This window comes from Burkholderia sp. Z1 (assembly GCF_014893795.1).
GTDB lineage: Bacteria > Pseudomonadota > Gammaproteobacteria > Burkholderiales > Burkholderiaceae > Burkholderia > Burkholderia theae.
In genome coordinates this window covers 2,371,753-2,395,974 of sequence record NZ_JACFYL010000002.1, presented here as the reverse complement: position 1 = coordinate 2,395,974, position 24,222 = coordinate 2,371,753, and the positions used below count along the sequence as shown (strand labels likewise).

At 67.7% G+C, this 24,222-nt stretch carries 24 protein-coding genes; 8 read left to right on the top strand and 16 right to left on the bottom strand.

What is annotated here, in order from left to right; translation table 11 throughout:
* Positions 1 to 56 precede the first annotated feature (56 nt).
* Both H3H55_RS27660 and H3H55_RS27655 read left to right on the top strand, forming a co-directional pair.
* Positions 57 to 1,691, top strand: a complete 1,635-nt coding sequence (locus H3H55_RS27660) for a CHAD domain-containing protein (RefSeq protein WP_193101010.1) — start codon at positions 57 to 59, stop codon at positions 1,689 to 1,691.
* 48 nt (positions 1,692 to 1,739) lie between these two features.
* Positions 1,740 to 2,576 carry a TOBE domain-containing protein gene (locus H3H55_RS27655; protein ID WP_193101009.1) on the top strand — a complete coding sequence of 279 codons (837 nt, stop codon included), beginning with the start codon at positions 1,740 to 1,742 and terminating at the stop codon, positions 2,574 to 2,576.
* A 170-nt stretch (positions 2,577 to 2,746) separates the two neighbouring features.
* On the opposite strand, the gene H3H55_RS27650 is transcribed toward H3H55_RS27655, so the two are convergent.
* The 4 genes from H3H55_RS27650 to H3H55_RS27635 form a co-directional block, all read right to left on the bottom strand.
* Entirely contained in the window at positions 2,747 to 3,448 is a 702-nt protein-coding gene (locus H3H55_RS27650; protein WP_193101008.1) for a sulfate/molybdate ABC transporter ATP-binding protein, read from the bottom strand.
* 64 nt (positions 3,449 to 3,512) lie between these two features.
* The gene (modB, locus tag H3H55_RS27645) at positions 3,513 to 4,190 is read right to left on the bottom strand and encodes a molybdate ABC transporter permease subunit (protein WP_129516854.1); all 678 of its coding nucleotides are present in this window, start codon (positions 4,188 to 4,190) and stop codon (positions 3,513 to 3,515) included.
* 10 nt (positions 4,191 to 4,200) lie between these two features.
* Positions 4,201 to 4,998: a molybdate ABC transporter substrate-binding protein gene (gene modA, locus H3H55_RS27640; protein ID WP_048250220.1), complete on the bottom strand. Its 798-nt coding sequence runs from the start codon at positions 4,996 to 4,998 to the stop codon at positions 4,201 to 4,203.
* A gap of 137 nt (positions 4,999 to 5,135) precedes the next feature.
* Positions 5,136 to 5,834, bottom strand: coding sequence for a phosphatase PAP2 family protein (locus H3H55_RS27635; RefSeq protein WP_048250221.1), 699 nt, complete (start codon positions 5,832 to 5,834; stop codon positions 5,136 to 5,138).
* A gap of 261 nt (positions 5,835 to 6,095) precedes the next feature.
* On the opposite strand from H3H55_RS27635, the gene H3H55_RS27630 reads away from it, so the two are divergent.
* Positions 6,096 to 7,205, top strand: a complete 1,110-nt coding sequence (locus tag H3H55_RS27630) for a PHB depolymerase family esterase (protein WP_193101007.1) — start codon at positions 6,096 to 6,098, stop codon at positions 7,203 to 7,205.
* A gap of 81 nt (positions 7,206 to 7,286) precedes the next feature.
* Positions 7,287 to 7,463, top strand: a complete 177-nt coding sequence (locus H3H55_RS27625; protein ID WP_080970993.1) for a DUF3563 family protein — start codon at positions 7,287 to 7,289, stop codon at positions 7,461 to 7,463.
* 105 nt (positions 7,464 to 7,568) lie between these two features.
* Here the strand turns inward: H3H55_RS27625 and H3H55_RS27620 are convergent, their stop codons facing one another.
* From H3H55_RS27620 to H3H55_RS27600, 5 genes are all read right to left on the bottom strand, one after another.
* Positions 7,569 to 7,988: an organic hydroperoxide resistance protein gene (locus tag H3H55_RS27620; RefSeq protein ID WP_031399791.1), complete on the bottom strand. Its 420-nt coding sequence runs from the start codon at positions 7,986 to 7,988 to the stop codon at positions 7,569 to 7,571.
* Positions 7,989 to 8,144: 156 nt separating this feature from the next.
* Positions 8,145 to 8,597 carry a MarR family winged helix-turn-helix transcriptional regulator gene (locus H3H55_RS27615; protein WP_193101006.1) on the bottom strand — a complete coding sequence of 151 codons (453 nt, stop codon included), beginning with the start codon at positions 8,595 to 8,597 and terminating at the stop codon, positions 8,145 to 8,147.
* Between the two features lie 201 nt (positions 8,598 to 8,798).
* Complete coding sequence (locus H3H55_RS27610; RefSeq protein WP_048250224.1) at positions 8,799 to 9,608, bottom strand: BPSS1780 family membrane protein; 810 nt, start codon at positions 9,606 to 9,608, stop codon at positions 8,799 to 8,801.
* Positions 9,599 to 10,597, bottom strand: a complete 999-nt coding sequence (locus tag H3H55_RS27605; protein ID WP_048250225.1) for a homoserine kinase — start codon at positions 10,595 to 10,597, stop codon at positions 9,599 to 9,601. The genes H3H55_RS27610 and H3H55_RS27605 overlap by 10 nt, the downstream gene beginning before the upstream one ends.
* 102 nt (positions 10,598 to 10,699) lie before the next feature.
* The gene (locus H3H55_RS27600; RefSeq protein ID WP_129516859.1) at positions 10,700 to 11,095 is read right to left on the bottom strand and encodes a hypothetical protein; all 396 of its coding nucleotides are present in this window, start codon (positions 11,093 to 11,095) and stop codon (positions 10,700 to 10,702) included.
* A 129-nt stretch (positions 11,096 to 11,224) separates the two neighbouring features.
* Here H3H55_RS27600 and H3H55_RS27595 point away from each other — a divergent pair, with 129 nt between their 5' ends.
* On the top strand, positions 11,225 to 12,751 hold the full coding sequence (locus tag H3H55_RS27595; protein WP_129516860.1) for an AMP nucleosidase: 1,527 nt from the start codon (positions 11,225 to 11,227) through the stop codon (positions 12,749 to 12,751).
* 121 nt (positions 12,752 to 12,872) lie between these two features.
* On the opposite strand, the gene H3H55_RS27590 is transcribed toward H3H55_RS27595, so the two are convergent.
* Genes H3H55_RS27590 through H3H55_RS27580 form a run of 3 tightly spaced genes read right to left on the bottom strand, consistent with a single transcriptional unit; the run spans position 12,873 to position 15,187 of the window.
* The gene (locus H3H55_RS27590; protein WP_193101005.1) at positions 12,873 to 13,844 is read right to left on the bottom strand and encodes an aldo/keto reductase; all 972 of its coding nucleotides are present in this window, start codon (positions 13,842 to 13,844) and stop codon (positions 12,873 to 12,875) included.
* 25 nt (positions 13,845 to 13,869) lie between these two features.
* The gene (locus H3H55_RS27585) at positions 13,870 to 14,679 is read right to left on the bottom strand and encodes an SDR family NAD(P)-dependent oxidoreductase (protein ID WP_193101004.1); all 810 of its coding nucleotides are present in this window, start codon (positions 14,677 to 14,679) and stop codon (positions 13,870 to 13,872) included.
* A gap of 52 nt (positions 14,680 to 14,731) precedes the next feature.
* The gene (locus tag H3H55_RS27580) at positions 14,732 to 15,187 is read right to left on the bottom strand and encodes a cupin domain-containing protein (protein WP_226800385.1); all 456 of its coding nucleotides are present in this window, start codon (positions 15,185 to 15,187) and stop codon (positions 14,732 to 14,734) included.
* A gap of 164 nt (positions 15,188 to 15,351) precedes the next feature.
* On the opposite strand from H3H55_RS27580, the gene H3H55_RS27575 reads away from it, so the two are divergent.
* Positions 15,352 to 16,284, top strand: coding sequence for a LysR family transcriptional regulator (locus H3H55_RS27575; RefSeq protein WP_193101002.1), 933 nt, complete (start codon positions 15,352 to 15,354; stop codon positions 16,282 to 16,284).
* A gap of 63 nt (positions 16,285 to 16,347) precedes the next feature.
* On the opposite strand, the gene H3H55_RS27570 is transcribed toward H3H55_RS27575, so the two are convergent.
* The 4 genes from H3H55_RS27570 to H3H55_RS27555 all read right to left on the bottom strand — a co-directional run bounded on the left by H3H55_RS27570 (position 16,348) and on the right by H3H55_RS27555 (position 19,774).
* Positions 16,348 to 16,911, bottom strand: coding sequence for a tautomerase family protein (locus H3H55_RS27570; protein ID WP_193101001.1), 564 nt, complete (start codon positions 16,909 to 16,911; stop codon positions 16,348 to 16,350).
* Between the two features lie 150 nt (positions 16,912 to 17,061).
* Positions 17,062 to 18,054: a GlxA family transcriptional regulator gene (locus H3H55_RS27565; protein ID WP_193101000.1), complete on the bottom strand. Its 993-nt coding sequence runs from the start codon at positions 18,052 to 18,054 to the stop codon at positions 17,062 to 17,064.
* Between the two features lie 246 nt (positions 18,055 to 18,300).
* Positions 18,301 to 18,624 (bottom strand): hypothetical protein, encoded by a 324-nt coding sequence (locus H3H55_RS27560; RefSeq protein ID WP_048250233.1) that lies wholly within the window; start codon positions 18,622 to 18,624, stop codon positions 18,301 to 18,303.
* Positions 18,625 to 19,015: 391 nt separating this feature from the next.
* Positions 19,016 to 19,774 (bottom strand): TIGR00730 family Rossman fold protein, encoded by a 759-nt coding sequence (locus H3H55_RS27555; RefSeq protein ID WP_129516867.1) that lies wholly within the window; start codon positions 19,772 to 19,774, stop codon positions 19,016 to 19,018.
* A 1-nt stretch (position 19,775) separates the two neighbouring features.
* Here H3H55_RS27555 and polA point away from each other — a divergent pair, with 1 nt between their 5' ends.
* Both polA and H3H55_RS27545 read left to right on the top strand, forming a co-directional pair.
* Positions 19,776 to 22,529, top strand: a complete 2,754-nt coding sequence (gene polA / locus H3H55_RS27550; protein WP_193100999.1) for a DNA polymerase I — start codon at positions 19,776 to 19,778, stop codon at positions 22,527 to 22,529.
* Between the two features lie 280 nt (positions 22,530 to 22,809).
* A complete protein-coding gene (locus H3H55_RS27545) occupies positions 22,810 to 24,144 on the top strand; it encodes an NAD(P)/FAD-dependent oxidoreductase (RefSeq protein ID WP_193100998.1) in 1,335 nt (444 codons plus the stop codon).
* Positions 24,145 to 24,222 lie beyond the last annotated feature (78 nt).

Genomic DNA, 24,222 nt, shown 5'->3' with positions numbered 1-24,222 from the left:
ACAGGCGACGCCGGCGCGGTCGATGCGCCGGCGATTCTTCATGTGCGGGAGCCTCCATGTCGCGTGTGCTGGAAATCGTGTTGTCGCTGTCGCTGGAAGGTTGGCCGGTCAAGGCTGCGAGTCGCGCCCGTGGCACGCAGCGCGACTTCGGCGCCGAACTCGTGCGCGCTTGGCGAATTTGTCCGCAGGTCCGGATGCGTCGAGGCCATGAACGTGTGACGATCGAGCCGTGCCAGGTCGAGGAGGCCGAGCGGAGCCCCGGCGCGAGCTGGTGGACCTGGGTCGAATCGAATGCGCATGGAAGGCGGGTCGTCGCGTCCCGCGCCAGGGCATTCGCGCCCGGCGTCACGCAGCGCGAACTGTTCGACGCGGAGCATGCGGGGATCGTCGTCGCGATGCCGCTACCTATCCCCGTGACCGCCGCGCCCGCCGATGCCGATGCGGCGATCGGCGAAGTCGACGGCGTCGCGCCGAACGCCACCGCGCCCTCGGCCGCCGGTGAACTGCCCGAATCGACGGCGTTGCGCCTCGTCAGCGAACGGCGGCGCGGGCGGTGGGCGGACGATAGCGGCGTCGTGGTCGAGATGACGCTCGACGACGTCACGCTGCACGGAGGCGGCGAGTCGCCGCGCCGCTACGTCGAGCTGCGTCTCACCGCGCCCGACTGGGAAACCCTCGCCGCGCGCACGGCCGCGCTGCACGCGCTGTTTGCCGCGGCGCGCGAACTGAGCGGCGCATGGCCCGCCTTCGTGCAACTGACGAGCGTGATCGACCGTGCTTGTGCGGGCGAGCCGGCTGCCACCAGGCCCGTCAAGGCGCAGCTCGTCGACCTGACGGGCATCCGCTCGCAGCGCACCGCGCTGTTCGCGCTGTCCGGCGACATCGCCGCGCAATGGCTCGGCAACGAGGGTGGCGTGCTCGATCGCGACGATCCCGAATTCGTGCACCAGATGCGCGTCGCGCTGCGCCGCCTGCGCACGCTGATGCGCTTCTTCCCGCTGTTCGCCGACCGGCAATGGCAGGACACCTTCGGCGTCGACCTGCGCTGGCTTGCCGCGCTGCTCGGCACGGTGCGCGACTGGGACGTGTTTTCGACCGAAAGCCTGCCCGCGCTGATCGCGGCCGACGGCGGCGGCGCCGACTGGGACGGCACGCTCGACGCGGCGCGCGCGCAGTGCGTGACCGCGCGCGTCGAACTGCGGCAGGCGCTGCACTCGGCCCGTTATGCGCGGCTGACGCTCGATTGGCTCGAATGGTTGAGCTCGCTCGCGCTGCCGCCTGCCGAAGCCGGCGACGCGCCCTCGCTGCGGCGTCATGCGACCAAGCGCGTGCGTCGGCTGTTCGGCGAACTATATGCATCGCCGTCGCTCACTTCGCTCGATACCGCTGCGCGCCATCAGGTGCGGATCGATGCGAAGCGGCTGCGCTATGCGCTCGAATTCTTTGCATCGCTGGCGTCGCGCCGTACACGCACCGAGACGGTCAAGACGCTCACGCGCGTGCAGAGCGTGCTGGGCGAAGCGAACGACACGATCGTCGCGCTGCATCATCTCGAGCAGCTGGCGGCGCCGCCGTACCAGCTCGGTTTCGTGCGCGGTTACGGCGCGGCGCTCGAGCAGCGCGCGGCGCGCGACGCCGAGGCGCTGCTGGCCAGCCTGCGTCCGCCGAAGCTCGATGGCAAGCCGGGTTGAGCGGCGTACGCTGACTATAATGGCCACCCGTTTCCCGCACGCCTCCCGATGACCGACGCACCGCATTCTTCCCCGTCCTCCGAACCGCTCGAACTGGGCGGCGAACTGTGGTTGCGCGCAGGCGAGCAGACGCTCGGCGGCGCCACGCGCATCGCGTTGCTCGCGGCGATCGGCGACACCGGTTCGATCACGCGCGCGGCGAAGGCCGTCGGCCTCAGCTACAAGGCCGCATGGGATGCGGTCGACACGATGAACAATCTCGCCGGCGAACCGCTCGTCGCGCGTTCGACGGGCGGCAAGGGCGGCGGCGGCACGACGCTGACCGCGCGCGCGACGTCGCTGATCGCCGCGTTCCGCACGATCGAGCGCGAGCATCGCCGTTTCATCGAGGCCGCGAGCGCGGCCGTTGCCGGCTTCGACGTCGACTGGGCGCTGATCGGCCGGATCGGGATGAAGACCAGCGCGCGCAACCAGTTGTTCGGCAAGGTCGCGTCGATCGTGCGCGGCACGGTCAACGACGAGGTGACGCTCACGCTACCAGGCGGGCAGCCGGTCGTCGCGGTGCTGACGCACGAAAGCGCCGATGCGCTCGGTCTGCAGGCGGGCGCGGACGCATGCGCGCTGGTGAAGGCGTCGTGGGTCGTGCTCGCGGTCGACGATGGCGCACCCGACCTGAAGGTGTCTGCACGGAACCAACTGCACGGCAGCGTCGAATCCGTCGCGGCGGGCGCGGTGAACAGCGAAGTGACGCTCGCGCTCGACGGCGGCGGGACGCTGACGGCCGTCGTGACCAACGACAGCGTCGATGCGCTGCAGCTCGCCGACGGCCGGCGGGCAATCGCACTGTTCAAGGCGTCGAGCGTGATTCTCGCGGTGACGGGCTGACGGCCCAGGCAGGGTGGCGCGCTTCGGCGCGCGTACGAAGAGGGACGGAGTGAAGCCGGCGTCGCGCAGCGTCTGCTTGGCGCCGGCTTCGTTTCCGTTTTCAGCTTGTGCCGCTACATGCGGCTTCTCTCAGGCTCCAACGTGCCTGCCACGACCACGGCCTCGCGCGCTCATGCGACGCGCGTCGGCCACTCGGCGTGCGGCGATGTCGCCTGCACGCGTCCTTCGCTCAACTGCACGACCTGGTCGCCGAATGCGGCGACGTCGTCGGGATCGTGCGAGATCAGCACCATCGGGATATCGAGCCGCGCCTGCAGTTCGGCGAGCTCGTGGCGCATGCGCTGGCGCATCGCGCCGTCGAGCGCCGCGAACGGTTCGTCCAGCAGCAGGATCCGCGGTTGCGCGACCAGCGCGCGCGCCAGCGCGACGCGCTGTTTCTGCCCGCCCGACAGTTGCGACGGATACTGCCCCGCGAGCGATTCGAGATCGAATGCGTGCAGCCAGTACGCGACTTCGGGCGGCACCGTTTTCGCGCGCGGGTTGCGCAGCCCCGGCGTGAGCCCGAACGCGATGTTCTGGCGCACGTTCAGATGCGGAAACAGCGCGTAATCCTGGAACAGATACGCGACGCGGCGTGCACGGGTCGGCACGTCGATGCGGCGCGCGGCGTCGAACAGCGGTTCGTCGTTCAGCGTGATCGTGCCTTCGTCCGGCGACAGCAGGCCGGCGATCGCCTGCAGCGTCATGCTCTTGCCCGCGCCGGACGGCCCGAACAGCACGACGCGCTGCGTCGTCGCCGTGAACGACATGTCGAGCGTGAAGCGGCGCTCGGCGTTCGCGTAGGTCTTGCGGATGTCGACGACGAGGCTCATGCGGGCCTCCGCCGAAGCAAGCCGGCCGCCGGGCGAAACAGCCGATACGGACGAGACAGATGCTTCATGTCAGCTGACTCCGCGACGCGCGCGCCGGCACGAGCCAGCCGGCCGAGAGCAGCACGAGCACGCAGGTGATCGACGTCACCAGCACGAGGAAGTTGGCCGTGCTGTCGTCACCGGCCTGCACGGCCGCGTAGATCGCGACCGACAGCGTCTGCGTGCGGCCGGGCAGGTTGCCGGCGATCATCAGCGTCGCGCCGAACTCGCCGAGCGCGCGTGCGAACGCGAGCAGCGCGCCCGCGAGGATCCCGCGCGTGGCGAGCGGCAGCGTCACGCGGAAGAACACCGCGGCTTCGCCGAGCCCGAGCGTGCGCGCGGCGCGTTCGAGATGCGGATCGACGCCTTCGAATGCAGCACGCGCCGACTTCAGGATCAGCGGAAACGCGACGACCATCGACGCGATCACCGCGCCTTGCCACGTGAAGACCAGCTCGATGCCGAGCTGGTCGAGCCAGGCGCCGAACACGCCGCGCCGGCCGAGCAGCACGAGCAGGTAATAGCCGAGCACCGTCGGCGGCAGGACGAGCGGCAGCGTCAGCAGCGAATCGACGACGTCGCGCATCGGCGAGCGCCAGCGCGCGAGTGCGAACGCGGCCGCGACGCCGAGCACGATGTCGAGCGCGGTCGCCCAGCCGGCGACCTTCAGCGACAGCAGCAGCGGTACCCAGGCGCCTTGCATCTCCATATGCTCACTTGCCCGCAGGCTTGAAACCGAACGTCGACAGCACGGCCTGGCCCTGCGCCGACGAGACGAAATCGATGAACGACTGCGCCTGCGCGGCGTGGCGGCTGTCCTTGACCACGGCGATCGGATAGGTGATGGCCGTCTTGGTCGGCACCGTCAGCGCAACCTTCACGCGGCCGGGCATGATCGCGGCGTCGGTGCCGAACACGAAGCCCGCGTCGACCTCGCCGCGCGCAACGTAGTCGAGGCTCTGGCGCACATTGGCGGCCAGCACGCCCTTCGCGCTGACGGCGTCCCACACGCCGGCCGCGCGCAGCGCGCCTTCGGTGTAGCGGCCGACCGGCACCGATGCCGGGTCGCCGTACGCGATGCGCTTCACGCCCGGCGCGGTCAGGTCGTTCAGCGACGTCGGCGCGGCCGCGTGGCTGTCCGCCGGCACGATCAGCACGAGCGAGTTCGCGGCGAAGTCGCGGCGCGTGCCGGGCACGATCACCTTTTCGTCGGCCGCGCGATCCATCGCCTTCTGGTCGGCCGATGCGAACACGTCGGCCGGCGCGCCCTTGGCGATCTGCTGCATCAGCACGTCCGACGCACCGAAGTTGAACAGCACCTTGGTGTCCGGATGCTGCTTCTCGTACGCGTCGCCGACGGCCTTGAACGCGTTCGTCAGGCTGGCGGCCGCCGACACGACCAGTTCGTCGGCGGCGGAGGCGGGCGCGCTGAACCCGACACCGGCGGCAAGCGTGACGATCGGCAGCAGGCGGAGCAGGGTGCGGCGAAGCGGACGGACGGGTGAGCGCATGGTGGATTCGTTTTGAATGGGTGGAAAACGTAATCGTAATATAGGGCGGGTTATAACGCTCGACATACCGATCATGCGACGGTGTGCATGAATTGGTCAGACCTGAAAGGAGGCGGGCGTGACGGCCGGGCGGCCTGTCACGTGTGGAGCGTGTGCGTCGCCGATTCGGTGCGCTGCAGCGACGACGGCTGCGACGCGGGGCGGTAGTTCGGATTGGCCTTCCAGCGCGCGCGGACGAACGGGCGCTCGTGCCCCGACAGTTGCAGCGCAACCTTGGTGACCCAGCGATGCGACGGCACCGTGATGCCGTGCAGCGCGACGGTGACGAGCGCGAGGCTCGCGACGACCGCCGGCACCGACCAGCGGTGCGGCACCGCACGCCACGAGCCGGCGATGAACGCGAGCGCGGCGATCGCGCCGACGATGCAGCCGGTGATCGATTCGGACGGCGAATGCGCGTCGAGCGCGACACGCGATACGCCGACCGCGACGCCGGCCGCGAGCCCGAGCGCGATGCCGACGATCCGAACCGGCGTGCGCGTGCGGATCAGCATCAGGAAAATCGCGACCGGATAGACCGACGTCGACAGCATCGCATGGCCGCTGAACCCCGTGAAATCCCACGCGCGGATGCCGATGCCCCAGCCGAGGAACGCGATCTTCGTCAGCGCCACCACGCCGATCGCGGCCGCCAGCACGCCCAGCCAGGCGGTGGCGCGCTGCCACGAGTAACCGAGCGCGAGCCAGACGGCAATCGTGATCGCGAGCGGCAAGGTCAGGCCGGCGCCGCCGAACGCGGTGATCATGATCCACAGGTGAGACGACAGGTCGAACATCGGAAAACGGACGAACGGAGGCGGGGAGGATGCTTAAATCAACGCGCGAGCCGGGAAGAACGACTACAACGGATACAAGCGGCGAAACCCCAGTATAGCGCCGCGTGCGCACGCGCCCCGTTTTTTGCGCCACCGGGAACTATCCGCGCGCAGGAAAAATCCCAGAAACAATGTTATGGTGCATTGCACAAAGCCGAACGATGCATCCGTTGCGGCGCCTTCTCATGGCGCCCCTATTTTTCCTGACTGCGAGCCCGATCGATGACCAAAAGTCTGACCAAGGTGTGGCTGGGCGGCATGAAACGCATGCTGTCTCCGGCCGCCAAACATGCGGTGCGCGATGCGCAGCGCATCACACGCGACGCACTCGAGGCCGCTGCCTCTCCCGCCGTATCCGATCTGTCCCCGCCGCGCGAATCGCGTGTGCGTCCGCGTGCGGCGGCATGGGCGGCGGGTGAATGGACGCGCGGCGAACATCCGATGACGCCCGCGCTCGGGCGTCTCGTCCAGAATCTCGCGTATGGCCTTTACGTGCCGCCCGGCCGCCGGCGTGGCGCGATGCCGCTCGTCGTGATGCTGCACGGCTGCCAGCAGTCCGTCGACGAATTCGTGCAGGGCACGCGGATGAACCTGCTGGCCGACAAGCACGGTTTCGCGGTGCTGTATCCAGAGCAGTCGCTGCGTGCGCACGCGCATGGCTGCTGGCACTGGTACGAAGACACCGAGCGCGCGGGCCGCGGCGAGGCGAATTCGGTTGCATCGCTCGTCGACGCGGTCGTCGACGAACACGGTTTCGATGCGTCGCGCGTCTACGTCGCGGGGCTGTCGGCCGGCGCGGGCCTTGCGGCGCTTCTTGCACTGCACCATCCCGACCGCTTCGCGGCGGTGGCACTGCACTCGGGCCCCGCGCTCGGCGAGGCGAATTCCGGCATCACCGCGATGGACGTGATGCGGCGTGGGCTGCGGCAGAACCCGGCCGCGGCCGTCGATGCGCTGGTCGAGGCCGGTACGTATCCGGGCATGCCCGCGCTGATCGTCCAGGGCGACGGCGACCACGTCGTCGCGCCGAAGAATGCCGACCAGCTGACGGTGCAGTTCATGCGCCTGAACGGGCTGGCCGACAGCCGCGGCGCGCTGCGCGGCGGCGAGCGGGTCGAGACGCGCGAGTCGGGCGCGCAGATCACCGATGTCTGCCGCGATGGCGAACCGGTCGTGCGGCTCTGCCATGTGAAAGGGCTCGATCATGCATGGGCCGGCGGCGACGAAGCCGTGCCGTTCCATGCGGCCGTCGGCCCCGATGCGAGCTCGATGATCTGGGCCTTTTTCGAAACACATCGCCGGACTGTGGCGACCGAACGACGCATCGTCTGATCGACGCTGGCCAAAGCCTAGGGTTTTCCCTATAATTCGGGAAAACCCTAGTCAAAGAACCTTTGGATTGCGAGATCGACCATGTACCTGCTGAGCCACCTCTTCCTGATGCTGACCAAGAACGCTGAAACGGCCCGTAAAGAGCGCGCCGAGGCGTACCTGTCCGAAGCGACCGACATCTACGATCTCGAATTCCGTATGCGCAAGATCGATCGCGAAGCGGCGATGAACCGTCCGTATTCGCTCGGCTCGCGCTAAGCAGCGAGGCGGGCCCGCCGGCCCGCCGCTCCGGCGAGTCATGCAAAAGGGCGCGTGCGGCTAGATGCCGCACGCGCCCTTTTTGCATTCGCGACCTTGGTCGCGTCAGACGACCGTCAGGCGCACCGGCACGTTGTTGCGCGTGGCGTTCGAATACGGGCACACGTGGTGCGCCTTGTCGACCAGCGCCTGCGCGTCGGCCTTGTCGAGCCCCGGCAGCGACACGCGCAGCTCGATGTCGAGCCCGAAGCCGCCTGCGTCGTTCGGGCCGATGCCCACTTCCGCCGTGACCTGCGTATCGGCCGGCAGCGCCTGCTTGTTCTGGCCGGCGACGAATTTCATCGCGCTCAGGAAGCAGGCCGAGTAACCTGCGGCAAACAGTTGTTCCGGATTCGTGCCTTCCGCGCCCGTGCCGCCGAGTTCGCGCGGCGCGGCCAGCTTCACTTCCAGCTTGTTGTCGGCGGATACTGCGCGGCCGTCGCGGCCGCCCGTGCTCGTGGCGCTGGTCTTGTACAGAATGTTCATCGTGCAGCTCCTGTCGGGAAAAGGGGAGAAAAGCGGCCCGGTCGAACGGGATGTCGCCGGCCACGAAGAAAATATAGAACACAAATCATTAGTGTGCAAATGAAATTTTGAAGAAAAAGCCCGGCAGTGCCGGGCCGGTCGGCCGACGCTCGCTCGTCAGCGTTCGTTGGCGGCCGACAGCGCGTCGCGCAACTGCTGGAGATCGGCGCGCAGCCTGACCAGGAACTCGGGGGTTTGCTGCATCGCGCAAAAGAGATCGGCGGGCACCGAGCGTGCGCGATCCTTCAGCGCACGGCCTTCAGGCGTCACGCGTACGTTCACGACGCGTTCGTCGGCCGCGCTGCGCACGCGCTCGACGTAGCCAAGCGCTTCCAGCCGCTTGAGCAGCGGCGTGACGGTAGCCGGATCGAGGTCGAGCCGCGCGGCGATGTCCTTCACCGCGATGTCGTCGCGCTCCCACAGCACGAGCATCGCGAGATATTGGGGATAGGTCAGCGACAGCTTGTCGAGCAGCGGCTTGTACGCCTTCGTCATCGCGTGGGAAGTCGAGTAGAGCGCAAAGCACAGCTGCTCGTCGAGCGTCTGGGGTAGCGAGGGTGGGCGGTCCATGATTCGGGAGGCGCGGCGGACGCGCGAACAATTTGCACACAAATTATTTTGCGCGCAAAAGATCGGGTTGAACAGGGGAGCCTGGCAAGGTGCGCCCGACGGCGGATGCCGCGAAACAGGGGGATCGGGAGAGGCGCCGGGAGACAACCCGGCGCGCGGAACAGCATGACGGCCGGCAGCGCGCGCCGGCCGGGAGAGGTTTCAGCGGCCCGACGTGGCGGTCGGCGCGCCCGGCTCCTGCACGCCGAAGCAGCCGCGATAGGTCGCGTAGAACGAGCAGTACAGCATCGTGACGATGATGATCGTCACCGGCATCATGATCGTCAGCGCATAGGCGCCGGCGCCGAGCGCCTGCAGCAGCAGCGACAGCGCGAGCGACGTGCCGAGCGCGACGCCGAACCACAGCGCGCCGTACACGGTGAACGCGCCGCGATTGCGCCAGCAGCTGACGATGCTGAAGAACAGTGCCTTGGCGGGCGGGACGTCATGCCACGCGACCAGCACCGGCGCGAACCAGAACAACATCGAGATCGGCAGATAGAGCAGCGTCGCGAAGAACAGCGCGCCGAGCGTGCCTTGCGCGGCGAGCGTTTCCGGCGTCGTGCTCGCTTCGTCCGCCGCGCCCATCATCACGTGGAACAGCGCGCCGCCGTCCACGAACGACGACGCGGCGAACACCAGCACCATCGACGCGACGTAGATCACGCCAAGCACCAGCAGCCGCTGGGACGCGACGGCGCCGTACGAGCGGAAGCCGTCGATCAGGATCGTCGGCATCACGGGCTTGCCGGCCACCGTGTCGCGGCACGCGGCCATGAAGCCGACCGCGATGCCCGGAATGAACACCAGCGGCAGCGCCGAGCCGATCACGGGCACCATCGACACCAGCGTGATCGCCAGCAGGTACGTGAAGAACAGCGTGATGAACGCGAGCGGGTTCCGGCGGAACAGCCAGACGCCTTGACGGAACCAGACATAGCCCGTTTTGGCGGGCACTTCGATCAGTTGCATGCGGTTTGGATCTCGGGAAGCGCGGGCGTATGGGCGATACGCTCTCGCAGGATGCGTTCGAAATGGCCGGGGTCGTGCGGCTTGAGCATTTCCGCCGCGCGCGGCAGGTAGAAGTCGTACAGGCGCGACACCCAGAAGCGGTACGCGCCCGCGCGCAGCATGTCGCTCCAGTGGCGGCGCTCCTCGGCCGTGAACGGCCGCACCGTCTGGTAGGCGCGCAGCAGCGCATCGGCGCGCGCGACGTCGAGCACGCCGGTCGCGAGGTCGACGCACCAGTCGTTGACGGTCACCGCGACGTCGAACAGCCACTTGTCGCAGCCGGCGAAATAGAAGTCGAAGAAGCCGCCGAGCCGCACGTTGTGGCCGGTGCCGGGCGCCGCGTGCGCGAACAGCACGTTGTCGCGGAACAGGTCGCAATGGCACGGCCCGGCCGGCAGCGCCGCGTAGTCGTCCGACGCGAAGAAGCTGGCCTGGTGCGCGAGCTCGCCTTCGAGCAGCGTGCGTTGCGCGTCCGTGATGAACGGCACGATCGCCGGCACGTTCTCCTGCCACCACGGCAGGCTGCGCAGGTTCGGCTGGTTGCGCGGGTAATCGCGCCCCGCGAGGTGCAGGCGCGCGAGCATTTGTCCGACCTCGATGCAGTGTTCGACCCCCGGCGCGAGTTCGGCCGCGCCGTCGAGCTTCGTGACGATCGCGGCCGGCTTGCCGTGCAGCTCGCCGAACAGCGCGCCGTCGTCACGCGGCACCGGATCCGGCACCGGCACGCCGTGGCCGGCCAGGTGGCGCATCAGGTCGAGGTAGAACGGCAGTTGTTGCGCCGTGAGCTTTTCGAAGATCGTGAGGACGTACTCGCCGCGTGTCGTCGTCAGGAAGAAATTGCTGTTTTCGATACCGGACGGAATGCCGCGGAACGCAAGCACGTCGCCCAGTTCGTAGTGGCGCATCCATTGCGCGAGATCGGAGTCGGAAACAGCAGTGAAAACGGCCATGCGAGATGCGTCAGGTCAGGTTGTCGGCACGCGGGCGGCGTGCGTCGCAACAGCAGGTGGAGGGGAGGCGGCGCGCCGTGATCGACACGGCGCGCCACGAAATCAGTAGCGCAGGTTCAGCGACGGCAGGCGCGTGATCGGGATGCCCGCGTCGTGCGGCTTCGGCGACGTGTCGGGCGTCGAGCTCATCTGGTAGCGCGTGCCGAAGTTCGACTTCACGTCGATCTCGACCGGCTTGCCGCGGTCGCGGTACTCGGTGACCTCGGTGCCGTTCTTGCTCTTTTCGTGGAAGCTCGGCGTGCGTCGAATGTCGGCGAAGTCGACTTTCGACGAGACTTCGGCGGCCGGCCGGTTGATTTTGCGGAGATCGGGCAGGCCGGCGGCTTCGTTGGCCTCGGCCCGGGCCTGCGCGTCGGCGTCAGGCGTGGCGCCGGCGGCGTAAGCGCTGCTGGCGGCGGCAAACGCGACGGCAGCGGCGACGAGAATGAGCGGCTTCATGATGAGTCTCCAGTGAACCCACCGATTTTAGCAAATACTGCGCACCATCCGGCCCCTGCGTGTATCCGGGCGGCCATAAGGGTGACCGGGTTCCGTGGTAATGTCGTCGGATCAGACGAGGTGATGAAAATGAAGAACGATTTGAGCCGCCGGCACCGAGTGCTGACGCCCGAGAGCCCGTCGGTCGAGGCTTTCGACGATTCGATCGCCGCCGTCGCGCGGCTGTCCGCCATCTACGACACGAATACGGGTTTCCTGCGCGACGCATTCGCGCGCTATCGCCGCCACGAACCGATTACCGAGCACGTGCGCGCGTGCTACCCGTTCGTGCGGATCCGCACCGACGTCAACACGCACGTCGATTCGCGCCGTTCGTACGGTTTCGTCGCGGGCCCCGGCGTGTTCGAGACGACGGTCACGCGCCCCGATCTCTTCGCGAACTACTATCGCGAGCAATTGCGCCTGCTGTCGAAGAACCACCATGTCAAGATCGAGATCGGCGTGTCGTCGCAGCCGATTCCGATCCATTTCGCGTTTCCGGAAGGCATCCATCTCGAGGGCGAGCTCGACCGCGACCGCCTGCTCGCGATGCGCGACATCTTCGACACGCCCGACCTGTCGTATCTCGACGACCGCATCGTCAACGGCACGTTCGAGCCGGCGCCGGGCGAACCGCATCCGCTCGCGCTGTTCACGGCCGCGCGCGTCGACTTCTCGCTGCACCGGCTGCGTCACTACACGGCGACGTCGCCCACGCATTTCCAGAACTACGTGCTCTACACGAACTACCAGTTCTACATCGACGAGTTCGTGAAGCTCGGCCGCACGATGATGACGGAAAGCACCGATCCCGAGGTGCGTGCGTACCGCAGCCAGTACAGTTCGTTCGTCGAGCCGGGCGATGTCGTCACGTACAACGCGAACCTCGGCAGCGAGCCGGCCGAGGGCGCCGCGCCGCCGCGCCTGCCGCAGATGCCCGCGTATCACCTGAAGCGCGCGGACGGCAGCGGGATCACGATGGTCAATATCGGCGTCGGTCCGTCGAACGCGAAGACGATCACCGATCACATCGCGGTGCTGCGCCCGCACGCGTGGGTGATGCTCGGTCACTGCGCGGGGCTGCGCAACACGCAACGCCTCGGCGACTACGTGCTTGCACACGGTTACGTGCGCGAGGATCACGTGCTCGACGCCGACCTGCCGCTGTGGGTGCCGATTCCGGCGCTCGCCGAAGTGCAGCTCGCGCTGGAGCGCGCGGTGGCCGACGTCACGCGGCTCGAGGGCGTCGAACTGAAGCGCGTGATGCGCACGGGCACGGTCGCGAGCGTCGACAACCGCAACTGGGAACTGCGCGATCATCGCGAGCCGGTGCAGCGGCTGTCGCAGAGCCGCGCGGTCGCGCTCGACATGGAAAGCGCGACGATCGCGGCGAACGGCTTCCGTTTCCGCGTGCCGTACGGCACGCTGCTGTGCGTATCGGACAAGCCGCTGCACGGCGAGCTGAAACTGCCGGGGATGGCCGACACGTTCTATCGCGGGCAGGTCGATCAGCACCTGCAGATCGGCGTGAAGGCGATGGAGATCCTGCGCACGAACGGGCTCGACAAGCTGCATAGCCGGAAGTTGCGGAGTTTTGCGGAAGTGGCGTTTCAGTAAGCGTGACGACCGGCGGGCCCTGCGGGGCGCGGCCGCCGGGTTTTGCGCCGTCCGGCCTGCTGGCGGTGGATTGCTCGGCTTCAGCCTCCTGACTCGACCCGGTCGGTTGCCGTAGCCGTGATTACCACTGCACCGGCTCGATCGTTCGGTCGAACGCGGCTTCGAGCAGCGCGGTTTCTCGATCGTCAAGCGTCAGGTCGAGCGCCGCGAGCGCATCGGTCACGTGATGCGGCTTCGACAATCCGACGATCGGTGCCGTGACGCCGGGCCGTCGCAGTGCCCACGCGAGGGCGATCCGGGCGGGCGGCAGGCCGCGTGCCTGCGCCACCTGTCCGACGGCCTCGACGGTCGCCGCGACCGCATCGCGGCCGTCGTACCAGGACACCATCTGCCGGTCGGTCGCGGCCCGCGTCGTCCCGGCATCGCGCGAACCGGCCAGCAACCCGCGGCCGAGCGGCGACCACGGCGTGTACGCGACGCCTTCCTCGATGCACAGCGGCAGCATGTCGCGTTCGTCGTCGCGGCAGATCAGGCTGTACTGGCTCTGCATCGACGCGAACCGGGCGAGGCCGTGATGCCGCTGGAATGCGAGCATCTTCATGAACTGCCACGCATGCATCGACGAGGCGCCGAGATAACGGACCTTGCCGCTCCTCACGATTGCGTCGAGCGCGTCGAGCGTTTCGTCGATCGGCGTATCCGGATCGAACCGGTGAACGACATAGAGATCGACGTAATCGGTCCCGAGACGCTGCAGCGACGCGTCGATGCTCGCGAACAGATGCTTGCGCGACAGCCCGCGCGCATTCGGACCGTCGCCGGTCGGGAAGAACACCTTGGTCGCGATCACCACGTCGTCGCGTGTCGCGAAATCACGCAGCGCGCGCCCGAGAATGCGTTCGCTCTCGCCGCCCGAGTAGATGTCGGCCGTGTCGAAGAACGTCACGCCGGCGTCCAGTGCCGCGCGGATGAACGGGCGCGCTACGTCCTCGGTCGCGACCCACGGCCGCCACGAGGGATCGCCGTAGGTCATGCAGCCCAGGCACAGCTTCGACACCTTCAGCCCGGATGTTCCCAGTCTCACGTATTCCATTGATTCATCCTCCGTGCGGCGCCGATCAGCGCATGCCGCCGATCGTGTAGCCGCCGTCGACGAGGATCGATTCGCCGGTCACGAAGCGCGCTTCGTCGCTGCAGAGCCAGACGGCCGCGTCCGCCACGTCCTCGGGGGTGCCGATCCGTCGCGCGGGCGTGAACGCGGCGAACGGGCGGAACATCTCGTCGTCGCCGAACCGGAGCGCCATCGGCGTGTCGATGATGCCGGGGTTGACGTTGTTGATCCGGATCCCGTGCGGGCCGCCTTCGAGCGCGACCGCGCGCACCAGCGCATCGAGCGCGCCCTTGCTCGCCGAATAGGTCGACGAGCCGGCAAGCGCGCCTTTCGCGAGCCAGGACGACGTGTTCACGATTGCACCGCCGCCGTGCGCGAGCATCGCCTCCATCTCGTATTTGATCGACAGCCAGGTGCCCTTGAGATTGGTGGCGATCACGTCGTCGAAGTCGGCTACCGTCTGCTCCACGATCGGCGCGAACGTGCCTTCCGTGCCGGCGTTGTTGAACGCCGCGTGCAGCGCGCCGTAGCGTTCGAGCGTCGCGTCGACGAGCGCGCGTACGCTGTCGGCCGAGGCGATGTCGACGGGGATCGCGAACGCTTCGCCGCCGCGTTCGGCGATCGCGCGCACGGTGTCGTCGAGCGGCGCCGCGCGGCGTCCGGCCACGACGACGCGGGCGCCGTCGCGCGCGAACGCGAGTGCGGCCGCCCGGCCGATGCCGGTGCCGCCGCCCGTGACGAGCGCGACGCGCCCGTCGAGCCGGGGCAGCGGCCGCGTCGTGGAGGAGGGGGTGGACAGGGTGTGTGAATCGGACATGATGGGTGGCGCTCCGCGTCAGGGTGAAACGAGCCGGCCGAAGGGCCGGCGCTCAGTCTTCGCCGTCCGGAACGGTCAGCGGTGCGCCGGGCGTGCCGGCGTAGAACACGATCAGCTCGGCGGTCTCGTCGCCGGTCTCGCCGCGATGCGCGCCATCGACCATTTCCGGCACCACGTCGCCGGGGCCGAGCGCCAGCCGCTTGCCGTCGCTGCGGCGTACGGCGGTCAGATGGCCCGACAGCACGTAGCCGATGTTGATCGACGGATGCGTGTGCCAGGGCAGTACGGCGTGCGGCGGGATGGTGTAGCGTACGACCGTCACCTCGGGCTGATGCGTCGGGTAGGCTCGGTAGGGCGAGCCGTCCCATGCGTGCGTGGTCCGCAGCAGCACCGTTTCGACGACACGGGCGGGCGCATCGTCCGCGAGCGCGGGCGACGACGCACCGGCGATGATCGAGGCGGCCGCGACGGTGGCCCGGGAGGCGATGGAAAACGAGCGCAGGTTCATGGTGAGCGGCCCGTGCGGGCTGATCGTCGAAGATGGCGCCATTGTGCGAAGCGGGGCGGCACGCGAGTAGTACCGATCCGGTTGTAACCGATTCAACTTGACGGACCGGCGTCGCGACGCCATTGACGAGTGCCCGGACGTGCCGGGTTCGACAGGAGCACCGAATGGATCGTTTGAAGGCGCTGACGGTATTCGTCCGCGTCGCAGCCGCGGGCGGCATCAGCGCGGGCGCACGCGAGCTCGGCATGACGCCGCAGGCGGCCAGCAAGCAGATCGCTGCGCTCGAGGCGCTGCTGAACGTGCGGCTGTTCCAGCGCTCGACGCATCACATCGCGCTGACGGCCGAGGGCGAGCGCCTGCTCGCGCAGTGCCGCGGCGCGGTCGGAGAACTGGAAACCGCATTGCGTACGCTCGACGACGATCGCGCGCACGCGGTCGGCACGATCCGCGTCGCTGCACCTTACTCGCTCGCCCGGCGCTTTCTCGCGCCGTTGCTCGGCGAGTTCTGCGACCGGCAGCCGGGCGTGACGGCCGAGCTGATCGTCAGCGACGACATGGCCGACATCGTCGAGCAGCGGATCGACATCGCGGTGCGGACCGGCAATCTGCCCGACAGCGGGCTGATCGCGCGTCGCGTCGCCGATCTGCAACTGGTCGTCTGTGCGGCGCCGGCGTATCTGCGCCGCCACGGCGAGCCGCAAACGATCGATGCATTGCGCGATCACCGCTGCACGGCGTTCCTGTATCCGCGCACGGGCAAGCCGTTTCCATGGGAATTCCTCGTCGACGGCCGCGTCGACACGCAACAGGTGCACCCGTTCATCGCGACCAACGACATCGACGCCGAGCTCGACATCGTGCTGAGCGGTGCCGCGATCGGTCAGTTCTTCGGTTATTCGGTCCACGCGCATGTGCGCGAGGGCCGTCTCGTGCCGCTGCTGACGAAGCACGCCACTTCCCGCTACGGGCTCTATCTGTGCATGCCGCAGCGCACTCATCTTCCGCTGCGGAGCCGGTTGCTGATAGATTTCCTTGCGGCCCGGCTCGGCGCGCATCCGGAACTCGCGCCACTCCTGCTGGCGGGGGCGCCGGCCTGACGCGCGGCGTTCGGGTTGCGAGCGCGCCGATGCGTTCGGCTGTCGGATACCGGCGCGCGTGCGTCAGTGCGCGGGTGTGGCGGTGCCGCCGTGCGACCGATCGCGATGCGTATCTCGCATCGCATCGAGGACGGCCTCCAGCATTCCGATCGCGTCCGCCTGCCGCTTGATCGCCAGCCGCTGTTCCCCGAGCGAGCGCAGCGTCGCTCCGCCGAAATATTCCATGATGTCCGGCAGGCGGCGTACGACGCCGCGGCTGCCCCAGCAGCCGTCGTCGATTTCCGTCGGCAGCACCCAGACGCGCGACGCGATGGCGTCGAGTGGGACGCCTTCCGCGCGGGCGACCGCGGCCGTGACGTCGGCGATCAGCCCGGCGCGCGCGGTGTCCGTGTACTGGCCTTCCGGCACGGTCGGCACGATCCGGTAGATGGGTGCGGGCGCCAGTTCGCCGGAGCGGTACACGGCCGCCGGCCGGTGGACGAAGATCCACGTCACATCCCGCACGCGTGGGTCACTCGGGTCGAGTCCTTCGTGACGGATCAGGATCTCGGTCAGTTCGCTCATCAATTGCGCTTCGGCAGGCTGCGCGAGCGCACCTTCGGGGATCGCGACGTCGATCATCGGCATGATGTTGTCCTGGTGCGGTTGAGAGGGCGTCGTTCCCGGTTCCGGGCGACGTGAACCCAGTGTAGGAACCGCACCTTTGCGCGCGAAGTGGCGAAACTGCCATTCGGCAATGCCATTCCGGACATTACGATCGATGCCGATGCTCGGCGGCTAGCGCATGAAGCGGCGGCGATATTCGCCGGGCGCAATGCCTGTCTCGCGCTTGAAGAGCTGGCGAAAGCCGCTGATGTCCGTGTAGCCGACGCGCTCGCAGACCGCGTCGACCCCGATCTTCGTTTCGGCCAGCAGCCGCTTCGCGACCTCGATCCTGAGCGTCTGCAGATACTTGAGTGGCGGTGCCCCCACGGCCTCCCTGAAGCGACGATGCAGCGTACGTTCGCTCATCGCCACGTGCTCGCTCAAGCGGGCAAGGCTGAACGGCTCGCGCAGGTGTCTTTCCATCCAGCGCAGCGCGCGCGCAACAGCCGCATCATCGTGCCCGGCGCGGCTCATCTGCGAGACATCGATGTACGAATCCTGCGAAATGCGGTTCATGTCGATCAGCATGAGCTTCGCGACGGACGCCGCAAGACGCGGGTTCGCGAGCTTGTCGACGAGGCGCAGCGCGAGATTCTGATACGACGTGATGGCGCCGCCACAGAGAATGCCGTCCTGCTCGGTCAGTACCTCCGATGCGCGCAGTGCGACGTCCGGGTAACGCGCCTGGAAGCTCGGGGCTTTCGACCAGTGCGTGGTGGCGGCGCGCCCGTCGAGCAAGCCGGCCTCGGCCAGCAAAAACGCGCCCGTGCAATAAGTCGCGATCAGCGTGCCGCGCGCATGCTGTCGCCGCAGCGCGTCGAGCAGCGGCGCGAGCGAGCCGGGGCGTGCGAGCAGCCGCTCCAGATCGGCGACGAACGGCGCGGTCAGCCAGATCGCATCGGCGGCGCTGCCACCGTCGATCGCGCCGTCGACCGGGACGAGCTGGCCGGAGGCCGTACGAACCGGCCGGCCGTCGCTCGATTCGATGCGCCACCGGAACGGGGCGGCTGTCCGGCGGGCCGGCGTCGTGGGGGCGAGATGATTGGCCGCGGTAAGGATGTCGGTCGGCGCGGCGATGCCGGACGCGAGGGCATGGTTGACTGCCCAGATCCTGATGAGTGGCATGGTGGCGGAAATGGCCTTGTGTGAGGCCGATCCTACCACTCAGTATCGTGTGTCCGCAGCGCGAGATCGACTGCGCAGATGCGCGGCGGGACTGCCTGCGAGTTGTGCGATCGGCCCGCACCGGGATGCCCCATTCGGTATCCCGGCGGCGGTCGCGCTATCCCGAAGCGGGTCGCCAGAAACGACAAGGCCGCCCGGCGCCGAAGCGCGCGGGCGGCCCTGCTTGTCAGGCGATGGCGAGGTCGATCAGCACTCGCCTTTCTTCGCGTGTCCCGGCGGGCAGTGGTAGTCGCCGCGTCGGTCGTCGCCGCGGCGGTCGTGGTCGTCGTGACCGCGATGACGCTGGTGATCTTCCCACTCGCGGCGTTCCCAGTAACGGTGGCCGTCCCAGTAGCGGTCGCCATGCCAGCCGACGATGACCGCGGGCCCCGGAGCGACCATGACGGGTGCGGGGGCGACGACGACCGGCGCGGGCGTGCCGATGTTGACGTCGACGTTGACTGCATGAGCGAGGCCGGACAGCGAAAGGCCGAGGCCGGCGAAGGCGAGGGCGATCAGCGAGCGTTGCATGTTCTTTTCCGTGAGGTCGTTATGAATAGGCCGGCGCGACGCGATGGAAGCGAGGGGGACCGTTCCACCGGGGGGAACGCCGCGCCGACAGAATGCAGTGTGCTGGCGCGTGACGGAAAAGGCGAGGCGGGTTTATTACAGCGGGTTGGTGACCGGCGAGGGCGGGGTGCGGGTTTCGGGCCGCGCAATTTGACAATGGCGGGCCGCGGGTATGGCCGATTGCGCCGCGTCGCGCGGCACCGGCTGCACGGATTTGACATTCGACGGCGCGCGGCCGCGAAGCCCGATTAACAGCGCGTTACAAAGTGACGCGCGGCAGGTGGCAAAATCGCCGGCCTGCCGCGCGGGAAGCAGTGCGCCGGCCGTCGGGCCGGCTCATGCCACGGATGGATTACAGATAGAACATCCGGTCTTCGTCAGGCCGCGGCTGCTGCTCTTCCGAGCCTTCGCCTTCCTCTTCGCCGCTGTCCTCGTAGAACGCGAGCACTGCTTCGAGCACCTGGTCGGGATCGTCGATCACCTGCATCAGATCCATGTCTTCCGGATTGATCAGGCCCATCGGAATCAGCTGGTCGCGGAACCATTGCAGCAGCCCCTTCCAGAACTCGCTGCCGACGAGGATGATCGGCACGAGGCGCGATTTTTTCGTCTGGATCAGCGTGAGCACTTCGGACAGCTCGTCGAGCGTGCCGAAACCGCCCGGCATCACGATCACCGCATCCGAGTTCTTCACGAACGTGACCTTGCGCGTGAAGAAGTGGCGGAAGCGCAGCGAGATGTCCTGGTAGTGGTTGCCGGCCTGCTCGTGCGGCAGCTCGATGTTCAGGCCGACCGACGGCGCCTTGCCGGCGTGTGCGCCCTTGTTCGCGGCTTCCATGATGCCGGGGCCGCCGCCGGAGATCACGGCGAAGCCGGCGTCGGACAGCTTGCGCGCGATCTGCGCGGCCAGCTTGTAGTGCGGCGTATCGGGTTTGAGGCGGGCAGAACCGTAGATGCTGACAGCCGGGCGGATCTCCGACAGGTACTCGGTCGCCTCGATAAACTCTGCCATAATCGTGAACATCTGCCACGATGCGCGCGCCTTCTTGGCCGTCGCGCGTTCTTGATCTGCGAGCGAACGCAGACTCGGAATCACTTTTCTCTTGTTCATAATGCCTGAAGAACGAAATCTGGAAGGTAAGACCCTGCTATTGGTTGACGGTTCGAGCTATCTGTATCGGGCCTACCATGCGATGCCTGATTTGCGTGGCCCTGGCGGGGAGCCGACAGGAGCGCTCTACGGAATCATCAACATGCTGCGCCGTATGCGCAAGGAAGTCAGTGCAGAGTATAGCGCTTGCGTGTTCGATGCAAAGGGCAAGACGTTCCGTGACGACCTTTATGCCGACTATAAGGCAAACCGTCCGTCGATGCCGCCCGACCTTGCATTGCAGGTCGAGCCGATCCACGGCGCCGTGCGCGCGCTCGGCTGGCCGCTGTTGATGGTCGAAGGCGTCGAGGCCGACGACGTGATCGGCACGCTCGCGCGCGAAGCCGAACGGAACGGGATGAACGTGATCGTGTCGACGGGCGACAAGGATCTCGCGCAGCTCGTGAGCGACCACGTCACGCTCGTCAACACGATGACCAACGAGACGCTCGACCGCGACGGCGTGATCGCGAAATTCGGCGTGCCGCCCGAGCGGATCATCGACTATCTGGCATTGATCGGCGACACCGTCGACAACGTGCCGGGCGTCGAGAAGTGCGGGCCGAAGACGGCCGTGAAATGGCTGGCGCAATACGACAGCCTCGACGGCGTCATCGAGCACGCGGGCGAGATCAAGGGCGTGGTCGGCGACAACCTGCGTCGCGCGCTCGACTTCCTGCCGCTCGGCCGCACGCTCGTAACCGTCGAGACGGCCTGCGATCTCGCGCCGCATCTCGAATCGATCGAAGCGTCGCTGAAGAGCGACGGCGAAGCGCGCGACCTGATGCGCGACATCTTCGCGCGCTACGGCTTCAAGACGTGGCTGCGCGAAGTCGACAGCGCCCCGGCGGAAGGCGGCGGCGCCGATGCGCCGGAAGGCGAGCCGGCACCGGTGGTGGCGGCCGACATCGTGCGCGAATACGACACGATCCAGACCTGGGAACAGTTCGACGCGTGGTTCGCGAAAATCGACGCGGCCGCGCTGACCGCGTTCGACACCGAGACGACCGCGCTCGACCCGATGCTCGCGCGGCTGGTCGGCCTGTCGTTCTCGGTCGAGCCGGGCAAGGCGGCCTACCTGCCGGTCGCGCACCGCGGCCCCGACATGCCCGAGCAGCTTCCGCTCGACGAAGTGCTCGCGCGCCTGAAGCCGTGGCTCGAATCGGCCGATCGCAAGAAGGTCGGCCAGCACATGAAATACGACGCGCAGGTGCTCGCGAACTACGACATCGCGCTGAACGGCATCGAGCACGACACGCTGCTCGAATCGTACGTGGTCGAATCGCACCGCACGCACGACATGGACAGCCTCGCGCTGCGTCATCTGGGCGTCAAGACGATCAAGTATGAAGACGTGGCCGGCAAGGGCGCGAAGCAGATCGGTTTCGACGAAGTGGCGCTCGAGCAGGCGGCCGAGTACGCGGCCGAAGATGCGGACGTCACGCTGCAGCTGCATCACGCGCTGTATCCGCAGGTCACGCGCGAGCCGGGCCTCGAGCGCGTGTATCGCGAGATCGAGATGCCCGTGTCGCTCGTGCTGCGCAAGATGGAACGCACGGGCGTGCTGATCGACGACGTGCGCCTGCAGGCGCAGAGCACCGAAATCGCGACGCGCCTGATCGAACTCGAAGCGCAGGCGTACGAACTGGCGGGCGGCGAATTCAATCTCGGTTCGCCGAAGCAGATCGGGCAGATCTTCTTCGAGAAGCTGCAGTTGCCGGTCGTGAAGAAGACGCCGAGCGGTGCGCCGTCGACCGACGAAGAGGTGCTGCAGAAGCTGGCCGAGGACTACCCGCTGCCGAAGCTGCTGCTCGAGCATCGCGGGCTGTCGAAGCTGAAGTCGACCTATACCGACAAGCTGCCGCGGATGGTGAATCCCGCAACGGGTCGCGTGCACACGAACTATGCGCAGGCCGTCGCGGTGACGGGCCGCCTCGCATCGAACGATCCGAATCTTCAGAACATTCCGGTGCGCACGGCCGAAGGCCGGCGGATCCGCGAGGCGTTCATCGCATCGCCGGGCCACCGCATCGTGTCGGCCGATTATTCGCAGATCGAACTGCGGATCATGGCGCACATCTCGGGCGACGCGTCGCTGCTGCGCGCGTTCTCGCAGGGCGAGGACATCCACCGCGCAACGGCCGCCGAGGTGTTCGGCGTGACGCCGCTGGAGGTCCATTCCGACCAGCGCCGGATCGCGAAGGTGATCAACTTCGGGCTCATCTACGGGATGAGCGCGTTCGGGCTCGCGTCGAACCTCGGCATCACGCGCGACGCGGCAAAGCTCTACATCGACCGCTATTTCGCCCGCTATCCGGGCGTCGCGCAGTACATGGAAGACACGCGCGCGATCGCGAAGGAGAAGGGCTACGTCGAAACCGTTTTTGGTCGCCGCCTGTGGCTGCCGGAGATCAACGGTGGCAACGGCCCGCGCCGCCAGGCGGCCGAGCGCGCGGCAATCAATGCGCCGATGCAGGGCACGGCAGCCGACCTGATCAAGCTGTCGATGATCGCGGTGGACGACTGGCTCACGCGCGACCGGCTTGCGTCGCGGATGATCATGCAGGTGCACGATGAACTGGTGCTCGAGGTGCCCGACGACGAACTGTCGCTCGTGCGCGAGAAGCTGCCGGAAATGATGTGCGGCGTCGCGAAGCTGAAGGTGCCGCTCGTCGCCGAGGTGGGTGCCGGCGCGAACTGGGAAGAGGCACACTGACGCACCCCCGAGCGGTCCCCGTTTCCCGCGGCATATTGTTGCAGGGATGCTGAATATCGAGATGGTTTGCTTGTGGTCAACGCGCAAGCTCCCGGACAATGCATGTCGGTCATGTCATTGAAGCGGGGGCGGCGCGCCCCGCGTTCCGGGATCGGACGCATCGAAGTGCTTCGAACTGCACATCGATGATGTCCGAACCGGTTAATCCACCGGGCGGCACGAATGCATCGCGTTCGCGGCGTCCGGCGGCAGCAGTTTCGAATCGCAAAGGGGGAATCAGATGCATCGGATCATCATCGTAGGCGGAGGCGCGGGCGGCCTGGAACTGGCGACGCGGCTCGGCGACCGTTACGGCGCGCGCGGCAATCGTCCCGCGCGTGCGCTTGTCACGCTCGTCGACCGCAATCCGACCCACATCTGGAAACCGCTGCTGCACGAGGTGGCGGCCGGCAGCATGGACCCGTTCACGCAGGAGCTCGAATATGCGGCGCAGGCGCGCTGGCACGGCTTCGAGTTCCAGCAGGGCGAACTGACCGGGCTCGACCGCTCGGCCAAGCGCGTCACGCTGTCGCCGATCAACGACAGTGACGGCGAGGAACTGCTGCCGGCACGCGAGCTGGAATATGACACGCTCGTGATTGCGATCGGCAGCACGACCCACTTCTTCGGCGTGCAGGGCGCGCCGGAAAACGCGATCGCGCTCGATACAGTCGGGGAGGCCGAGCGCTTCCGCAAGCGGCTGATCGCCGCGTGCATGCGCGCCGAGCACCAGGCACCGGCGCCGACCGCACCGGGCGATACGGCCGAGCCGCGTATCCAGGTCGTGATCGTCGGCGGCGGCGCGACGGGCGTCGAGCTGTCCGCGGAGCTGCGCAACACGGCACAGGTGCTGTCCGTGTACGGGCTGCACAAGCTCGATCCGCGTCACGACGTCGGCATCGTGCTGATCGAATCGGGGCCGCGGATTCTGCCGGCGCTGCAGGAGCGCGTGTCGGCGGCGACTGCCGAGCTGCTCGAAAAGCTCGGTGTGCGGCTGATGCTCAGCGAGCGCGTGACCGAGGTCGCGCCGGGGCTCGTGCATACCGCGAGCGGCAAGACGGTGCGCGCGGACCTGACGGTCTGGGCGGCCGGCATCAAGGCGCCGTCGGTGCTTTCGCATCTCGACGGCCTCCAGGTCAACAAGCTTGGCCAGCTCGACGTGCGCCGCACGCTGCAGACCTTCACCGACGACAACGTGTTCGCGCTCGGCGATTGCGCGGCATGCGTGTGGCCTGGCAACGAACGCAACGTGCCGCCGCGCGCGCAGGCCGCGCACCAGCAGGCAAGCTTCCTGCTGAAGGCGATCGGCTGCCGGCTCGATGGACGCCCGCTGCCGGAGTTCACGTATCGCGATTTCGGTTCGCTCGTGTCGCTCGGCCACTTCAGCGCGGTCGGCAACCTGATGGGCGGGCTGATCGGCGGCAACATGCTGATCGAAGGGCTGTTCGCGCGCTTCATGTACATGTCGCTGTACCGGCTGCACATCGCGGCGCTGCACGGCTATCCGCGGATGATGCTCGACACCGTCGCGCACTGGCTGCGGCGCACGACGCTGCCGCGCGTCAAGCTGCACTGACCGCGCGTTCGCGCGACAAGCGGGCGGGGCGCGCGCACGACATGCGTGTTCCCCGGCCGTGTTTTTTTGCGGGCAGCC

Coding starts and splice junctions, on each gene's coding strand:
- H3H55_RS27610 (WP_048250224.1), bottom strand. CDS start 9,608: ATGCAACTGATCGAAGTGCCCGCCAAAACGGGCTATGTCTGGTTCCGT.
- H3H55_RS27560 (WP_048250233.1), bottom strand. CDS start 18,624: ATGCAACGCTCGCTGATCGCCCTCGCCTTCGCCGGCCTCGGCCTTTCG.
- polA (WP_193100999.1), top strand. CDS start 19,776: ATGCCTGAAGAACGAAATCTGGAAGGTAAGACCCTGCTATTGGTTGAC.
- H3H55_RS27630 (WP_193101007.1), top strand. CDS start 6,096: ATGACCAAAAGTCTGACCAAGGTGTGGCTGGGCGGCATGAAACGCATG.
- H3H55_RS27660 (WP_193101010.1), top strand. CDS start 57: ATGTCGCGTGTGCTGGAAATCGTGTTGTCGCTGTCGCTGGAAGGTTGG.
- H3H55_RS27615 (WP_193101006.1), bottom strand. CDS start 8,597: ATGGACCGCCCACCCTCGCTACCCCAGACGCTCGACGAGCAGCTGTGC.
- H3H55_RS27620 (WP_031399791.1), bottom strand. CDS start 7,988: ATGAACATTCTGTACAAGACCAGCGCCACGAGCACGGGCGGCCGCGAC.
- H3H55_RS27575 (WP_193101002.1), top strand. CDS start 15,352: ATGGATCGTTTGAAGGCGCTGACGGTATTCGTCCGCGTCGCAGCCGCG.
- H3H55_RS27580 (WP_226800385.1), bottom strand. CDS start 15,187: ATGAACCTGCGCTCGTTTTCCATCGCCTCCCGGGCCACCGTCGCGGCC.
- H3H55_RS27605 (WP_048250225.1), bottom strand. CDS start 10,597: ATGGCCGTTTTCACTGCTGTTTCCGACTCCGATCTCGCGCAATGGATG.
- H3H55_RS27600 (WP_129516859.1), bottom strand. CDS start 11,095: ATGAAGCCGCTCATTCTCGTCGCCGCTGCCGTCGCGTTTGCCGCCGCC.
- H3H55_RS27590 (WP_193101005.1), bottom strand. CDS start 13,844: ATGGAATACGTGAGACTGGGAACATCCGGGCTGAAGGTGTCGAAGCTG.
- H3H55_RS27650 (WP_193101008.1), bottom strand. CDS start 3,448: ATGAGCCTCGTCGTCGACATCCGCAAGACCTACGCGAACGCCGAGCGC.
- H3H55_RS27595 (WP_129516860.1), top strand. CDS start 11,225: ATGAAGAACGATTTGAGCCGCCGGCACCGAGTGCTGACGCCCGAGAGC.
- H3H55_RS27655 (WP_193101009.1), top strand. CDS start 1,740: ATGACCGACGCACCGCATTCTTCCCCGTCCTCCGAACCGCTCGAACTG.
- H3H55_RS27555 (WP_129516867.1), bottom strand. CDS start 19,774: ATGAACAAGAGAAAAGTGATTCCGAGTCTGCGTTCGCTCGCAGATCAA.
- modA (WP_048250220.1), bottom strand. CDS start 4,998: ATGCGCTCACCCGTCCGTCCGCTTCGCCGCACCCTGCTCCGCCTGCTG.
- H3H55_RS27585 (WP_193101004.1), bottom strand. CDS start 14,679: ATGTCCGATTCACACACCCTGTCCACCCCCTCCTCCACGACGCGGCCG.
- H3H55_RS27565 (WP_193101000.1), bottom strand. CDS start 18,054: ATGCCACTCATCAGGATCTGGGCAGTCAACCATGCCCTCGCGTCCGGC.
- H3H55_RS27545 (WP_193100998.1), top strand. CDS start 22,810: ATGCATCGGATCATCATCGTAGGCGGAGGCGCGGGCGGCCTGGAACTG.
- H3H55_RS27635 (WP_048250221.1), bottom strand. CDS start 5,834: ATGTTCGACCTGTCGTCTCACCTGTGGATCATGATCACCGCGTTCGGC.
- H3H55_RS27625 (WP_080970993.1), top strand. CDS start 7,287: ATGTACCTGCTGAGCCACCTCTTCCTGATGCTGACCAAGAACGCTGAA.
- H3H55_RS27570 (WP_193101001.1), bottom strand. CDS start 16,911: ATGCCGATGATCGACGTCGCGATCCCCGAAGGTGCGCTCGCGCAGCCT.
- modB (WP_129516854.1), bottom strand. CDS start 4,190: ATGCAAGGCGCCTGGGTACCGCTGCTGCTGTCGCTGAAGGTCGCCGGC.